Genomic DNA, 15850 nt, shown 5'->3' with positions numbered 1-15850 from the left:
TTTCGCCAAGTCGCGACGAAAGGCGCATCCGGCCCTTGCCGGGATGGTGGCATCTCGGCCAAACGGCGGCATGACGATTCAAGTCGATATAGGCACGGACAATACGGGCAAGGGCGCTTCGATCGATCTCGAAGAGCTGTTGGCGACGCGGTTGCTCGTCCAGGGCAATTCGGGATCGGGCAAGTCGCACCTGCTGCGCCGCCTGCTCGAACGCAGCGCGGAGCATGTCCAGCAGGTCATCATCGATCCTGAGGGCGATTTCGTGACCCTGGCCGGGCCCTATGGCCATGTCGTCGTCGAAGGCGCGGATTATTCGATCAACGAAGTCGTCAAATTCGCCGCGCGCTGCCGCGAGCATCGCGCATCGGTCGTGCTCAGCCTCGAGGGGCTGGACGCCGAAGGCCAGATGCGCTGCGCCGCCGCTTTCCTGTCGGGCATGTTCGATGCGCCGCGCGAGCATTGGTATCCCGCACTGGTGGTGGTCGACGAGGCGCAGGTGTTCGCGCCCTCCGGTGCGGTCGAGGTGACCGAGGAGGTGCGGCGCGCGTCGCTGTCGGCGATGACCAACCTGATGTGCCGTGGGCGCAAGCGCGGTCTTGCCGGGATCATCGCGACGCAGCGCCTGGCCAAGCTCGCCAAGAATGTCGCGGCAGAGGCGTCCAACTTCCTGATGGGGCGCACCTTCCTCGATATCGACATGGCGCGCGCCGCCGATCTGCTCGGCATGGAACGGCGCCAGGCCGATGCGATCCGCGATCTCCAGCGCGGCAATTTCCTGGCGCTCGGCCCGGCAATATCGCGCAGGCCGATCTCGATCCGGATCGGCCCCGTCGAAACCGCCGCGCGGGGCACCGGCCCCATGCTCACCCCGTTGCCGCAGATTTCGGCCGAGGATATGCGCCAGACCCTGCTCGACGGACTGGATGAACCCGGCCCAGCGCCGATCACCTATGTGCCGCCCAAGCCCCCGCCGGTCGATGATGTGCTCCATACCATCGAGGCCAGCACCGCCCCTGCGCCCGAACGTCCGTCGGCACCCGCGATCGACCCCGGCCCGGTGGTCGCCGAGGCGTTGCGTGCGCTTGTCGAGGATCCGGATTCGTCGTCACGCTCGGCCGCCTTGATGTTTCAGGACTTCCAGGTGCGCTGCCGGATGATGGGCGTGCACCGGCCACCGCTCGATGCATCTTCCTTCGCGCGGCGGCTGGGGGCCGCGCGCGCGGGCGTGTTCGAGGATATGAGCGAGGAATGGGCGCCCGCGATTGCGGCGGCGCACGGGCTGCCCGACGATATGCTTGGTGCCTATCTGCGCATCGCCCGCGCCGCGCGCGACGGCGAGCCCTGCCCGAGCGACGAGGAACTCGCGCGCGTCTACGGCACGACTTCGCTCCGCCGCGCCCAGCGCATCATCAGCTATATCGAGGACCGCCAGATCCTGGTGACCCGCGTCGACATGTCGGGCAAGCGATCGATCACCATTCCGGCGCTGGGCTGGACCACGATGCCCGCCGCCGCCTGAGCGGGTGGCGCTAGCGGCACAGTCAGGCGGGGATGCCGCCCCTTAAGTCAGACCGGCGCGTTCTCGAGCTCTGCGTCTTCGCCATGAAGGTTGAGCAGCGAATCCATCAGCCCGTCCTCGGCGCTCGAGCAGACCCCCAGCACGATCGCCTCGTCGCAGCCCTCGGCGGTCACATAGGCATGGCCCATGTTCGAATCGAGATAGATCGATTCGCCTTCGCCAAGCGTCACCGGATCGTAGAATTCGGTGTGGACGACGATCCGCCCCTTGACGATATAGACGAACTCTTCGCCCGGATGGCGAACCGGATCGCCGAACTCCGCAGCGGATTTGGCGCGGATGCGCGTGATCAGCGGGATCATGCGCTTCCGGCGCAATTCGGTGCAGAGATAGTGGTAATCGTAATTGGGCGTGGTGACGCGGATAGCACGATCCATGTCGCCGATGCTGCGCCGCGCCGTCACCTGGGTTTCGGCGCCCGGATCGGTCTCCGCGAACAGCTCCGACATGCGGATGTTGAGCCGCTGGCTGAGCTGCAAGAGCTTGTCATAGGTCAGCGTCAGCCGGTCATGCTCGACCTTCGACAGGGTCGAGATCGGGATGCCGCTGCGATCGCTCATTTCCTTGAGCGTCCAGCTGTTGCGGGTCCGCAGGCTGCGCATCAGCGCGCCGAGTGTCGGCTGGTCGGCCTTCATGCGCGGAACGCCGGATCGATGTGAATGCCGTACGCGTCGGCGGAATTCGGCGTTTCTGTGGGGAGGATCATTATGTTTCGATCGGAACCTGTCGCTTCAACTATGCCGTTACATATGGTCTCCATGCCCTGTGTGCAATCGAACGGGCGCGATCGCACCGGAGTCGACCATGTTTCGGGCCGCAAGGCTTGGGGGAGCGGGCCCATCAGGTCGCCGCGCCGGGCACGGTGACCTGGCCGCGCCGCATCCAGAACCAGATCGCGAAGACGGTGAGCACGACGGGCACGACGATGCCGAATTCGCCGGTCGTATAGGCGGTGGCGCTGCCGCGCTCGCCGGTCAGCGGCGTGAAGATCGCCTGGATGAAGAGATTGTGGCTGGCGTGCACGATGGCGCACGGCCACAGGCTGTTGGAGCGAAGCCGCAGCCACGCCATGATCATGCTGCAACTCAGCACCAGCACCATGAAGCACGGCACCGAGACCCACCATTCGGTGCCCTGATTATAATCGCCGAACAGCAGCAGCGGCATGTGCCAGGCGCCCCAGATCAGCCCGACGATGAACACGCTGGGGGTGAATCCCGTCAGCGCCGCCATGCGCGGTGCCAGGAAACCCCGCCAGCCGATCTCCTCGCCCAGCCCCGTGGCGAGCGAGCTGACGAAGCCGGTCGTCATCATCACCAGCATATAGCCGATGACGACGAGTGCGGGCTTGGCATCCTGCCAGCCGAGCATCGCGGCCAGCTTGGCGACATTGTCGGCATCGGCAAAACCGCCCCAGCCGGCCAGCCACACGATCAGATAGGCTATGCCGGCATAAGCGAAGGGGATCAGATAGCCGGCCAGGTTCCAGCGATTTTCCCCCCAGCCCCAGCCGAGCGACGCCAGGTCCAGCCGGCGGATGCGCACCGTCAGCAATGCGCCGACCGCGGGCGACCACATCAGCCCCGTCACATATTGTCGTACGCCCGGCGCTTCGCCGGCGTTGAGGATCAGCACGTAGAAAATGCAGCTTATGGCCAGTGTCAGCACCAGGAACAGCGATATGTCGCCCGCCAGCCTGTTTCGTTCCATGTCCGCTCTCCCCGAGCCGGGCGATCTGGGCCGGCTTCTCTGCCCGAGCGTATGATGATGCCCGCATTTTTCCAAACGGAAATTTCAGGCTCGATCAGGCTGTGATTTGCGGTCGCAGAGGCGGCGGCACCCGGTCAGCAGGCCTCGCTCAACGGCACCGCCGCCGGGCCGCGGCGAAGGGCGAGGACGAATACCAGCCCTGCCGCGGCCATTGCTGCGCCGGCGATCGATACCGCGGGATAGCCCAGGCCGGCGCCGATCACGCCGCCGCCCAGCGCGGCGCCGATGGCATTGCCGAGATTGAAGGCGCCGATGTTCATCGCGGAAGCGAGATTGGGGGCGCTGGCCGCTTCGGTCATCACCCGCATCTGGAGCGGCGGCACCAGCGCGAAGCTCGCCACGCCCCAGAGAAAGATCAGCACGGCCGCCGGCACCGGCCAGTGCATCGCCCCGGCGAACAGGATCAGCAGCACCACCAGTCCGCCGAGTGCCGCGATCAGCGTGCCGTCGACCGAGCGATCGGCATAACGCCCGCCCAGCCAGTTGCCGACGGTCAGACCCAGGCCGTAAAGCACAAGCATCGCGGTGACGAACGCTGTCGACGCCTGCGCCTCCACCCGGAGGATCGGCGCGATATAGGTGAAGACGGTGAACATCGCGCTCGATCCGATGACGGTCAGCGCCAGCGCCGCAAGCACGGGGCCGCGCGTCAGTTCGCGCAGTTCGGCGCGCATGTCGGTCCCCTGATCGGCGGGAAGATCGGGCAGCGCGAAGCGCAACGCCGCCAGCGTCGCGAGGCCGAGCAGCGCGATGCCCCAGAAAGCGGCGCGCCAGCCCATCAGTTCGCCCGCCCAGGTGGCGAGCGGCACGCCTGCGATATTGGCGATCGTCAGGCCCATGAACATCGCCGCGACCGCGCCGGCGCGCTTGTCGGCGGGCACCACGCTGGCCGCGACCAGCGATCCCACGCCGAAGAATGCGCCATGATTGAACGAGGTGATGACGCGCGAGACGAGCAGCATCGCATAGCCGTCGGAGATCGCCGACAGCAGGTTGCCGACCGTGAAGATCCCCATCAGCAGCATCAGCAAGGTGCGGCGCGGCACACGCCCGGTGGTCAGCGTCATCAGCGGCGCGCCGATCAGCACGCCGAGCGCATAGGCGCTGACCAGCAGGCCGGCGGCCGGAATCGAGACGCCGAGATCGGTGGCGATCACCGGCAACAGCCCCATCGGGGCGAATTCGGTCACGCCGATGCCGAATGCACCGATGGCCAGCGCCAGGAGTGGCGGGTTGATCTTCATGGGACGCACCCTTTCATTTTTGATCCTGGCCAAATGGCGCTTGGCGGCAATGTCCGGTAGACGGAGCGGAGGCGAAGCATCTGTGCGTGAGAATCAACAATGGCGCGCGAAATGATCGATCGTTCGGGCGAGATGGAAGCATTCGTCGCGGCGATCCGCGAAGGCAGCTTCTCGTCGGCCGGGCGGGTGCTGGGGCTGACCCCCTCGGCGGTCAGCCGGATCGTCGCGCGGATCGAGGCGCGGCTGGGCGTCCGGCTGATCGTGCGCACCACGCGCTGCATGACCCTGACTCCGGAGGGGGAGGCCTATCATCTGGCGGCGCAGCGGATTCTGGCCGACATGGCCGAAACCGAGGACGCGATCGCGGAGCAGGCGGCGCCGCGCGGCCGGTTGCGCGTGAGTGCGGCGCTCGCGCATGGGCGGCTGTCGATCGTGCCGCTGCTGGAGGAATTCGTCGAACGTTATCCGGGCATATTGGTCGATATCAGCCTGGGCGACACATTGGTCGACATCGCCGGCGGCCGCGCCGATGTCGCCATCCGCTTCGGCCCGCTGCCCGACAGCCTGCTGACCGCGCGGAAGCTGGGCGAGAATGGGCGCACGATCGTCGCCTCGCCCGACTATCTGGCGCGAATGGGGACGCCGCAGATCCCGGAAGATCTGCTCGGCCACAATTGCCTGAACTTCAATTTCCGCCGCGCGGAGCCGGTCTGGCCCTTTCGCCGCGACGGCCGCGATTATGCGCTGGGCGTCAAGGGCAATATCGAGGCGAACAACGGCGAAACCCTGGTCCAACTCGCGCGACAGGGTGTCGGCATCGCGCGCGTCGGCAGCTTCCATGTCGTCGACGATATCGCGGCCGGGCGGCTGGTCGCGCTGCTCGAAGCCTATAATCCCGGCGACCGCGAGGATATCCACGCCGTCTTTGTCGGCGGGACGAACACGCCGACACGCGTCCGCGTCTTCGTCGATTTCCTGGCCGAACGGCTGGGCGCGGGAGGCGTGCGGCGATCGGGCTGAACGCTATCGCACCGCAATCATCCCGGCATTGACGGAAGCATTGCGCGCAACTGCGACAAGCAGGGCTTAAAGATCGCAAACATCCAAGCTGATGGTCTTTTACTGCGGCGCTCCGAACCAGGCACCCACCACGTCCCAATAGCGCTCACCGGCGCCGCCGGCGGTGTTCGCGAGCATCACGATCGCCGTCCTGTCGTCGGGATAGGTATAGAGCATGCCGTTGAAGCCGTTGATCGCACCGCCATGGCCGATGATGCGGCGCCCGTCGCGATTGCCGAACGCGATACCCAGGCCGTAGTCCAGCGGCGGACGACCGTCCGGATCGGGTTTCTGAACCGCGCTGGTGGGCCGGCCATCCGTCAGTTTCGCGGGTTGGGTCATCAGTGCCAGGCTTTCCGGCTTCAGCACTTTTCCACCCAGCAGCGCCTCTTGCCAGTGCAGGAGGTCCGCCGCAGTCGAGCGCATCGCGCCACCGCCGGCTGCCACGCTTACCGACAACGGCATCGGATAAGCCAGCTTGCCGTCACGAACCTGATACCCCTTGGCGCGGTGCGGCACGATGGCGCGTTCATCGTCATAGGCGGTGTCGGTCAGCCCCAGCGGCTTGGCGATCAACGCGTCCAGCGCCTCCGCATAGGGCTTGCCCGTCACTTTCTCGACGATGGCGCCTGCCATCACATAAGCGGAGTTGTTGTAGCGATAGTCGGTGCCGACCGGAAAATCGGTCAGACTGTCCTGTCGGGCGATGAAGTTGACCATATCCTCGGTGCTTTGCGCCCGCCAGGCGCGCAATCCGAGCGGCGATGTCGCCTCCCAGAATGCCTTGTCGGTATAGCCGTGGATGCCCGACGTATGATCCAGGAGGTGGCGGACGGTGATCCCCTCCGCCTTCGGGAAGTCAGGGAAATATTTTGCGATCGGATCGCTCAGCGACAATTGCCCACGATCGACCAGTATCAGTAGCATGGCGGCGGTGAATTGCTTGGTGATCGATCCGATGCGAAAGATCGTGCCGGGCTTTACCGGCTGCCCCTCTTCGAGGTCCGCCATGCCATAGCCCTTGATCAGGACGATCTTGCCGTCCTTCATCACGCCGATCACGGCCCCGGCCAGCTTTTGCGATGCCAAGCTATCCGCCATCATCTTGTCGATAGCCGCCACGGAGGTCGCGACCGGCGCGGTGCTCGCGGAACGCGCCAGCACCGGGGCCGGCGCCGCTGTTTGCGCGAGCATCAGGATAACCGGCGCAATACGCGCAAGACCTGCCATCTTCAGAGTTTTCATATCTTTACCTCCCCATCGCGCAAACCGGACATGTGCGATCGGCGATTGCCGTAACGCATGTCCGGCTTGCTCCCTCGCAGTTAGAATTTGAGTCGAACGCCGCCGGAAAAATAGCGACCCATCGCGTCATGGAACAACGCAGAGTTGCCCGAGAGCGGCGGATCACGGTCGAGCGCATTGTTGATGTTGGCATAGATCGAAAAGGCTTCGCCGATCCGATATTGCGCGCTCAGATCGAGATAGGCGCGCGCGGCGATCCGGTTGTTGACGATCGGCAGGGTCTGATCCTGATATCCGCGTCCGACATAGCGGATGCGCGCTTCGGTCGAGAAATCCTCCGTTTCCCAGCCCAGCATCGCCGTCATGCGCCAGGGAACCGCCCAGCTCGCACTGCCGATATCACCTACGCGTTCGCGCGTAATCACGCCATCGTTGACGATGAACTTGTCCACATAGGTACCGAGCAGCCGGAACCGCACGGTCCCCGGTATTTCGCCTATATTGACGGGCAAGCGATAGCCGATCTCGAAATCGACGCCGCGTGTCTTGTAGAATGCGAGATTCTGATAATTGCCATAGGCGAGCAGGCTGCCATCGGGCCGGCGCTCGATCGTCGCGCAGGCGACAGCGGATCCCGCAAAACATTGCGCGAGCGCATTAGCGATGGTGATCGTGCCGATCACGCCATCAATGTCGATCCGATAGGCATCGACCGACAGGTTGAGGCCCGGGACGGCGGCCGGCGTCCATGAGCCGCCCAATGTCAGCGTATGGCCGATCTCCGGCTGTAGATCCGGGTTGCCGCCTGTATAGCGTTGATAGCTGACGGGGTTGTTGCCATTGAATGGATCGGCGACGGTCCCCACTCCCAACGCCATTTCGGTGTAGAGTTCCGAAATGTTCGGCGATCGGATGTCGCGCGAATAGACGGCGCGCAGCCGGAAATCATCGAACAGCCGAGCAGTGCCGCCGAACTTCCAGGACCAGATGCCGCCGCTGTTGCTGTAATCGCTGTATCGCGCCGCACCGTTCACATCGATCGTCGCGATCCCCTCGGCATCCAGCAGGGGGACGGCGATTTCGACGAAGCCCTCCTTCACGTTGAAGCCGCCGCTCAGATTCGAGCGATTGTCGAAACCGAAGGCCCGCGCGAGCGACAGCGGATCGACATAATCGGTTACGATGCTCTCCCACCGCGCTTCGACGCCCGTGGCGATCGAAACCGGTCCCGCCCATGTCGAGAACAGGTCGCCACGCAGATTGATGCCCGTCGAATCCAGCAGAATCCTGTTGATCGAAAGCGAACCGCCAAAGGCATAGGCGATCGCTTCGGGTGAGGCGTTGTTCTGCCCCAGCAGGTTGATCGGCCGGCACGCGGTATTGGCATCGGTCAGCGCGATGCGGCAGATCGGCTGGCCCGTCGTCGGGCTGATGATGGCGTCGACGGCGTTGTTGAAATTGGTCGTGATCGTCTGATTGAAGGTCCGCTGCTTCGTGCGGTACTCGCCGTAATTGTAATAAGCCGAATAGCGCCAATTGTCCCCGATCTTCCCTTCGATGCCGATCGCACCATCCACCTGATCCCGCTGATAGGCGAGGGAGAAGAATTTGTTGGGTCCGATATCGTCGAGGAACCGGCCAAGACGGAAGCTCGTCGTCGCTCCCATCGCGCTTCGGATCGCCGGAGACAGGAAGGCGTTGTCACGCTGGATGACGAGGCCACCGCCTGTCGAGGTCGCGCGGAACACCTGCGGCAGGATGGTCGATGATCCACTGGTGCGCATCCAGCCGAAATCGACCCAGAGCTTGGCGGCGTCGCTGAGCTCATAGCTGGCGCGTGCGAACACATTGTAGCGATCATAGGGATTGATCAGCGAATAATGATCGTTGGAGCTGCGGCTGCCGCCCCCGATCATCAGATAGCTCGATGGATTGACCGCGCTGCCCAGCACAAGAGGGCTCAGCGTCCCATCGGTATTGAAATTCTGGCCCGCCAGCGGACCGCTCATGATGATCCCGCCCGGCGTCGCATTGGTGAAGTTGACATCCCGCTCCATGCTGAGCTGGCCCGACGTGCTGGTGTAGAGTGCGCCGTCGAGATTCGGTCGATTATTCGCCGTGCGGCCCAGGGCGCCACTCTGGTGGAGATATTCGGCGGCGATCATGAAATGACCGCGATCGTCTGCGAATTTCGTGCCCCAGCTCAGTTCACCGCGATAGCGCGCGCCATCTCCACGCGACGAGACACCCGATTCCGCGGCGGCGGAGAGGCCGGTCATCTTGTCGTCCAGGATGATGTTCACCACACCCGCCACGGCGCCCGAGCCCCATGCCGCCGACGCACCCCCGGTGACCACATCGACACGTTTGACCAGCGATTTCGGAATGAAATTCAGGTCACCGCCGGCCAGGATCGTGGTCACGAATCTCCGGCCGTTGATCAGCGAAAGCGTGCGGTTGACGCCGAGCCCACGCATGTCGGGCGTCGCCATTCCTGAATAGATCGAGACTGCCGTCGCCGTCGCCGTCGTGCTCGCCTTGAACTGCGGCAGGTCGTTCAGGACCTCGACGATATTGGGACGATCTCCCGATTTGAGCTCGGCCTGACCGACCACCGTCGTCGGCGTCGGTGCCTCATATCCCGCTTTGTCGATACGCGATCCGGTGATCACGATCGGATCGGCGGCGGCATCCGCCGCAGCCTGCTCGTCCGCGCCGCCAGCGCTCATTGCCTGCAATGCCGCGCCTTCGCCGTTTGCCGCAAGCTGGTGCGCCTTGATCACATAGGCGCCCCGCGATCCCAGCGTGGCACGCAGCCGCGATGCGGAGAGCAGGACCGCGAGCCCGCTTTCGGCGGTATATGTACCCTTCAGCCCCGGGCTGGTCTTTCCCTTGACCAGCTTGCCGTCGAACAGCACCGGCCGCCGCGTCGTCCGCGCGAAGGCGCGCAGCGCGCCGTCCAGCGACTGCGCCTCGATATTGAACTGAAAGGTCTGCGTCTGCGCAAGCGCCGGCACCGGCAGTGCCGCTGCGATCGCGGCCGACGCGCAAAGCAGCCGGCGGCGCCGGCCCATGATGATCCCAGACATCGATAATCCCCCTGCCATCTTCCCCGCTTCCGGGGCATGGAGGATGAGACGCACGGCGGTTCGTGACCCACACATGAAAAATGCATGACGTTTCGATTACGGAGTTCCCAGCCGGATTTCGTCACCCTCGTGCCGCGCGCGCAGCCCATAGGCATCGGCAACCGCTTCGACGAACGCGGCGGAATCCCCGGCATTGAACACGCCGTTCACCTGGATATCGGCGGTGGCGCCGTCGCCGATCACGATCTTGGTGCCGCTATAACGGTTGATCCGTGCCACGGCGGACGCCAGCGGCTCGTCGACGAAGTTGAGCTGCCCGCCCTCCCATGCCAGCGAGCGCGCGACATCGGCCTGGACGAGCTGGGGCGCCTCGGGCAGCGTCAGGTCTGCGATCAGTTCGTTGCCCGGCGTCACCGGCGTCGCGCGCCCGGCCGGGTTCGCCTTGATCGCGAGCAGTTCGGTTACCGCGGGCATCCTTCCCGCGATGAAGGCGACCTTGCCCTCATAGACGATCAGGTGGAGCTGCCGACCGAGCAGTTCGACGCTGAAAGCGGTGCCCGTCGCGATCACCGTGCGGTCGCCCGCCGTGACGGTGAAGGGCCGTGCGGCATCCTTCGCCACGTCGAACTTCGCGCGCCCGGCAACCAGGGTCAGCCTGCGCCGATCGCCGGCATAGTCCACCTCGACGCGCGTCTCTGCGTCGAGCGACAACCGTGATCCATCGGCAAGCAGCACGGTGCGGCGCTCGCCGACGCCGGTTCGATAGATGTCCGGTCCTGACATCAGCCATAGGCTGGAAACCAGCGCCACCACCAGCACTGCCGCGATGCCGACCGCCCAGGGCCAGCGCATGTTGAGCCGGCGGGACCAGCGCCTCTGATTGGCGCGGCGCAGCGCGTCCAGCGCGTCGGCGCGCTGGCCGATGATCTCCGGCGTATCGCCGATCGCCTGCAGTCCGTGCCAGACGCCCAAGGCGCGATCGAGCGTAGCGGCATTGGCCGGATCCCCCGCCATCCAGCGATCGAACGCTGCCTGTTCGTCGGGCATCAGCGATCCGGTCGACAGGCGGACGCACCATTCCCCCGCCTGTTCTTCGCGGCTGGGCGCGTCGTCGTTATGCGGCGTCGGGTTCATTCCAAAGCTCCGGTCTTCGCGATCAATTTTGCCATCGCCCTGAACACATGTTTTTCCACTGCACTGACGCTGATGCCGAAACTTTCGGCAATCGTCCGCTGGTCGATATTCTCGTAGCGGAACAGCAGGAAGATCTGGCGCGTCCGCTCCGGCAATTCGGAAAGGCCCGAGCTCAGCAGCGCCAGCGCCTCCCGGCCGGCGGCCACGCGGTGGGGATCGAGCATGTCGACGCCCGCGCCATCCACCTTGCGCGCGCCCGCCGCATAGTCGCGCCGCACCAGGTCGCGGCGCGCGCGATCGCGCAGCAGATTGGCCGCCACCTGGAAGATATAGGCATCGGCCTGCCGCATCGGCGCGTGGATGCTCCCGGCGATGCGGATGAACACCTCTTGCGTCAGGTCCTCTGCCTCGCTGTGATTGTGCACGCGCCGCAGGAAGAACGCCATGAGCGCGGGCCGATATTCACGGTGGAAACGGCTCATCTCAAGGTCTTCGCTGGATTGCATGCTCCCCGCCCGTTCATTGGCTCAACTGGGATAAGACGCACCACATCCCGACACCCACATCGGATGATGCAAAATTTCTCCCGTCGCGGCGAGGGGCCAATCGGGGGTGGGCGTAGCGGCGGGCTGGCAGATTCATATGCGGCGGTCGACCCGACCGGGATCGCATCCGAATCCCTCTTGCACTCGCGCGCGGATGCGCGATCCTCGTGCGCGAGAGGAGGGCCGCATGGCTGATCGTGCCGATCATGGCTTCAGGGCAAGGCTGATGCAGTATCTGCGCGCTCGGACGCGTGCCGGCGACGATGCCGAGGATATCGTCCAGGAAGCCTATACCCGGCTGTCCGCCCAGCCGCCCGAACGCCTGATCGTCGATCGCGAACGTTTCCTCTGGCGGACCGCGCTCAATCTTTCGGCGTCGCTTGGCCGGCATCAGCGCGTGCGCACGACCGCGCACAATGATCGCGCGGTGCTCGATCTGCTTCATCCGGCGTCGCCGCCCCAGGACGAGGTGCTGGCGATGCGCGAACGTCTGAGCGTCGTGGAGGCCACGATCGCCGATCTGCCCGAACGCACGCGGGAGATCTTCGTCGCCGTCCGGATCGACGGCATGACCTACAGCCAGGCCGCGGCCGCGCTGGGCATCTCGTCGAGCGCGGTCGAAAAGGCGATGGCGCGCGCGATGGCGAAGCTGACCCTGCAGGTGAACCGCATTGACCGCGAAGTCTGAACCCGTGGACGAGGAGAAGATCGTCGAGGCGTCGGTCTGGGTCGCGCGCCTTCAGTCCGACACGCGCGGGCCGGAGGTCGAACGCGATTTCCGCGCGTGGCTCGATGCCAGCGCGGCCAACCGCGCGGCGTTCGAGATGACGAGCGAGACCTGGGATCTCGCCGGGGGCGCCAAGGTCGCGCGCGCGCAGCCCATGCGATGGATCCGCAGGCCGCTTGCGCTGGCGCTCGCCGCCAGCCTGGCCGTCGCGGTCGGTTTCGGTGGCTGGTATGCGCAGCGTCCTGCACCCATTGCGACCGCGGTGGGCGAGCAGCGCTCGCTGCGCCTGGCCGATGGTTCGGTGGTGACGCTCAACACCGCGACGACGCTGTCGACTGCGTTCGACGGCGATCGTCGTCTCGTCCGGCTCGATCGCGGCGAAGCGTCGTTCGAGGTCGCGAAGGACTCGCTCCGGCCCTTCATCGTCGAGGCGGGCGGCACCCGCGTCGTGGCGGTGGGCACGGTTTTCGACGTGCGCTATGTCGATGGCGGCCTGTCGGTGACGCTGGCGGAGGGCAAGGTCCGCGTCGTCGAACCGCCGAAAGACGGCGTGGCGCCCGCCGAGATCGAGATGACTCCCGGCCAGCGGCTGCAACTGCCGACACCCAATGCGCGGCCGACGCTTCAGGCTGTCAATCTCCAGACCGCCCGCGCCTGGCGCACCGGACAGGTCGTGTTCGGCGATACCCCGCTCGGCGAGGCGGTGGCGGAAATGAATCGCTATACCGATCGGCCGATCGCGATCGACGATCCCGCCGTTGCGCAATTGCGGATCAGCGGCGCGTTCCGCGCCACCGACAGCGCGCAGTTCGCGCGCGCGGTGTCGGACATATACGGGCTGGCGCTGACCGCATCGCCACAGGGGCCGCGTCTCGGAAAACCCGGCCGCGCGGCCGACTGAGCATCATTCGAAAAAAAGGGGGTGGGGTGTCCATGGGGGCAACGCGTCTATGGCGTGTTGGCGAACGGCCAGCGTCATAAAAGACGGGGGATGGAATGGGGCAGCGGTTCTTGCGCGAGACGATCATGGCGGCGGCGATGGTCGCGACACTGGCGCCCGCGGCCGCCCATGCCCAGGCAATCGATTTCGACCTGCCCGCACAATCGCTCGAAGCGTCGCTGAAGGCGGTTTCGCGACGGACCGGCACCAACATCATCTTTGCGCCCGCAACGGTTGCGGGGCAGGCGGCCGCCCGGCTCAAGGGGATTTTCACCGCGCGCGACGCCGTCGCCCGACTGATCGCGCGATCGGGCCTGACCGCCAGCGTGAACGCCGATGGCACGATCCTGATCCGCGCGGCATCGGTCACGCGGATCTCCGACGAGGTGGCAGCGGATGCGGAGCCGGAAAGCGATGCCGAGATCGTTGTGACCGCGCAGAAGCGCATCGAGAAGCAGCGCAATGTGCCGATCTCGATCAGCGTCGTCGGCGGGCGCCAGATGGAGCAGTTCGGCACGGGGCAGCTTACCGATGTCGGGCCCTATATTCCCGGGCTTCAGATCGACAGCACCGGCACGCCGGGCCAGGCGACGGTGTCGCTGCGCGGCATCGCGCCGATCGGGGAGAGCACGACGGTCGGCACCTATCTCGACGACGCGCCCGTCGGCGCCAGTTCGATCTATGCGCGCAGTGCCGGCTTCACGCTCGACCTGCTGCCCTATGATATCGAACGGATCGAGGTGCTGCGCGGACCGCAGGGCACGCTCTATGGCGCCAGCTCGATCGGCGGACTGCTCAAATATGTGACGGTCTCGCCCCGGCTCGACGATGTCTCGGGCAAGGCCGGCGGGGAAGTGTTCGGCATCCGGGGCGCGGGCCATGCCGGCTATGCGGGGCAGGCGATGATCAATCTGCCGATCGTGCAGGATCGGCTGGGCCTGACCGCGAGCTACGCCTATCGCAAGGCGCCGGGCTATGTGGACAGCCTTACCACCGGCAAGCGCGATGAAAATGGCTATGAACAGCGCGGCGGCCGCGTCAGCCTGTTGTGGAAACCGACCGACGATCTCTCGGTGAAGCTGTCGGGGCTGTGGCAGACGATCGACGCCGACGGCAATGCCAATGTCGTCGAGGATCTGGTGACCGGCGAACGCATCGGCAACGGTCTGTCGAACAACAATTATCTGCCCGAGAGCTTTCGCAAGACGCTGAACTATTATGCCGCCACGATCGATTATGATCTCGGTTTCGCCGTGCTGACCGCGGCCGGTTCGTACAATCGCACGCGCACCCGCCATGTCCGCGATACCAGCCGCGCCTATGGCGTGCTGTTTCCGCTGTTCGGCGCGCCGGTCGGCCTGGCACCCTTCACGCTCGACCTAGACATGAAGAAATTCACGCAGGAAGTGCGGCTGACCTCACCCACCAATGACCGTTTCGAGTGGCTGATCGGCGGTTTCTTCACCCATGAGAAGACGGGGCAGGGGCAACGGCTCGGGGCGTTCGACATGAGCGGCAATCCGCTTCCCGGCCTCAATCCGCTCGCGATCGCCAGCCTGCCCGCCCGATATCGGGAATATGCGGTCTTCGGCAACGCCACCTACAAGTTCAGCGACCGGTTCGACGTCACCGGCGGACTGCGCTGGGCGCGCAACGAACAGCGCTTTCGCCAGATCAGCAGCGGCGCGATCGTGCCGACGGCGAACACCCCCGGAACGTCGGCGGAAAGCGTCGTCACCTACAGCGTCAGCCCGCGTTTTCACCTGAACCGCGACACCATGCTCTATGCGCGCGTCGCCAGCGGCTATCGGCCCGGCGGCCCCAATGTCGTCCTGCCCGGCGTGCCGCCGACGGTGGATTCGGACTCGCTGGTCAATTACGAGATCGGCCTGAAATCGCTGTTGTTCGATCGCAGCGTGACGCTCGACCTCGCCGCTTTCTACATGGACTGGAAGGACATCCAGCTTCTTGTCAATTTCGCCGGCGGCACTGCAGGCTTCGCCAATGCGGGTTCCGCGCGCAGCCAGGGTTTCGAGGCGACGATCGCCTGGCGGCCGATCGACGGGCTGACGCTGGGCGCCAACGGCGCCTATACCGATGCGCAATTGACGGCCGATGCGCCGCCCAGCCTGGGCGGGCGTGACGGCGACCGGTTGCCGCGGATCCCGAAGTTCAGCGGCGCGCTCACCGCCGATTACCGTTTTCGCGCGGCCGACAATGCGGAGATGCAGGTCGGCGCCGGCCTGCGCCATACCGGGCGGCGCCTGTCCGACGTGACGAATGCCAATCCGTTGCTCTATCCGGTCGTCGCGGACGCCTATAGCGCGCTCGACCTCAACGCCGCGCTGACCATCGACGAACGCTGGACGCTGCGCGTCTATGCCCGCAACCTGCTGGACAGCGATGGTGCGCTCACGCGTTCGCTGTCGCGCGACGCACTCAATCGGCCCAATTATGTGCTGGTCACGCCGGTCCAGCCGCGCACGATCGGCCTCGCGGTCGAGACGCGTTTCTGATG

Annotated in this window: 12 protein-coding genes; 5 read left to right on the top strand and 7 right to left on the bottom strand. The window is 65.4% G+C overall.

Annotated features, from left to right (window positions below):
* The first annotated feature begins 70 nt into the window (after positions 1-70).
* Positions 71-1519: a helicase HerA domain-containing protein gene (locus AC3WN8_RS15060; RefSeq protein WP_492670264.1), complete on the top strand. Its 1449-nt coding sequence runs from the start codon at positions 71-73 to the stop codon at positions 1517-1519.
* A 47-nt stretch (positions 1520-1566) separates the two neighbouring features.
* Here AC3WN8_RS15060 and AC3WN8_RS15055 read toward each other — a convergent pair whose 3' ends face one another.
* The 3 genes from AC3WN8_RS15055 to AC3WN8_RS15045 form a co-directional block, all read right to left on the bottom strand.
* Complete coding sequence (locus tag AC3WN8_RS15055; RefSeq protein WP_492670263.1) at positions 1567-2214, bottom strand: helix-turn-helix domain-containing protein; 648 nt, start codon at positions 2212-2214, stop codon at positions 1567-1569.
* Between the two features lie 205 nt (positions 2215-2419).
* Positions 2420-3289, bottom strand: coding sequence for a CPBP family intramembrane glutamic endopeptidase (locus tag AC3WN8_RS15050; RefSeq protein WP_492670262.1), 870 nt, complete (start codon positions 3287-3289; stop codon positions 2420-2422).
* A 134-nt stretch (positions 3290-3423) separates the two neighbouring features.
* Positions 3424-4593 (bottom strand): MFS transporter, encoded by a 1170-nt coding sequence (locus tag AC3WN8_RS15045; protein WP_492670261.1) that lies wholly within the window; start codon positions 4591-4593, stop codon positions 3424-3426.
* A gap of 99 nt (positions 4594-4692) precedes the next feature.
* On the opposite strand from AC3WN8_RS15045, the gene AC3WN8_RS15040 reads away from it, so the two are divergent.
* Positions 4693-5613 (top strand): LysR substrate-binding domain-containing protein, encoded by a 921-nt coding sequence (locus tag AC3WN8_RS15040; RefSeq protein WP_492670260.1) that lies wholly within the window; start codon positions 4693-4695, stop codon positions 5611-5613.
* 99 nt (positions 5614-5712) lie between these two features.
* Here AC3WN8_RS15040 and AC3WN8_RS15035 read toward each other — a convergent pair whose 3' ends face one another.
* The 4 genes from AC3WN8_RS15035 to AC3WN8_RS15020 form a co-directional block, all read right to left on the bottom strand.
* Positions 5713-6897, bottom strand: a complete 1185-nt coding sequence (locus AC3WN8_RS15035; RefSeq protein ID WP_492670259.1) for a serine hydrolase domain-containing protein — start codon at positions 6895-6897, stop codon at positions 5713-5715.
* 80 nt (positions 6898-6977) lie between these two features.
* Complete coding sequence (locus AC3WN8_RS15030) at positions 6978-9986, bottom strand: TonB-dependent receptor domain-containing protein (RefSeq protein WP_492670258.1); 3009 nt, start codon at positions 9984-9986, stop codon at positions 6978-6980.
* A gap of 96 nt (positions 9987-10082) precedes the next feature.
* Positions 10083-11120, bottom strand: a complete 1038-nt coding sequence (locus AC3WN8_RS15025; RefSeq protein WP_492670257.1) for a FecR family protein — start codon at positions 11118-11120, stop codon at positions 10083-10085.
* Positions 11117-11626, bottom strand: coding sequence for an RNA polymerase sigma factor (locus AC3WN8_RS15020; protein WP_492670256.1), 510 nt, complete (start codon positions 11624-11626; stop codon positions 11117-11119). Before AC3WN8_RS15020 ends, AC3WN8_RS15025 begins: the two co-directional genes overlap by 4 nt.
* 226 nt (positions 11627-11852) lie before the next feature.
* On the opposite strand from AC3WN8_RS15020, the gene AC3WN8_RS15015 reads away from it, so the two are divergent.
* From AC3WN8_RS15015 to AC3WN8_RS15005, 3 genes are all read left to right on the top strand, one after another.
* A complete protein-coding gene (locus AC3WN8_RS15015; protein WP_492670255.1) occupies positions 11853-12353 on the top strand; it encodes an RNA polymerase sigma factor in 501 nt (166 codons plus the stop codon).
* Positions 12337-13293 (top strand): FecR family protein, encoded by a 957-nt coding sequence (locus tag AC3WN8_RS15010; RefSeq protein ID WP_492670254.1) that lies wholly within the window; start codon positions 12337-12339, stop codon positions 13291-13293. Before AC3WN8_RS15015 ends, AC3WN8_RS15010 begins: the two co-directional genes overlap by 17 nt.
* Before the next feature lie 95 nt (positions 13294-13388).
* Complete coding sequence (locus tag AC3WN8_RS15005) at positions 13389-15848, top strand: TonB-dependent receptor (RefSeq protein ID WP_492670253.1); 2460 nt, start codon at positions 13389-13391, stop codon at positions 15846-15848.
* Positions 15849-15850 lie beyond the last annotated feature (2 nt).

The organism is Sphingobium sp. FW305-3-2-15-F-TSA7 (assembly GCF_058787155.1).
The sequence above is the reverse complement of the archived record's forward strand: the minus strand, read 5'-3'. Positions and strand labels throughout refer to the sequence as shown.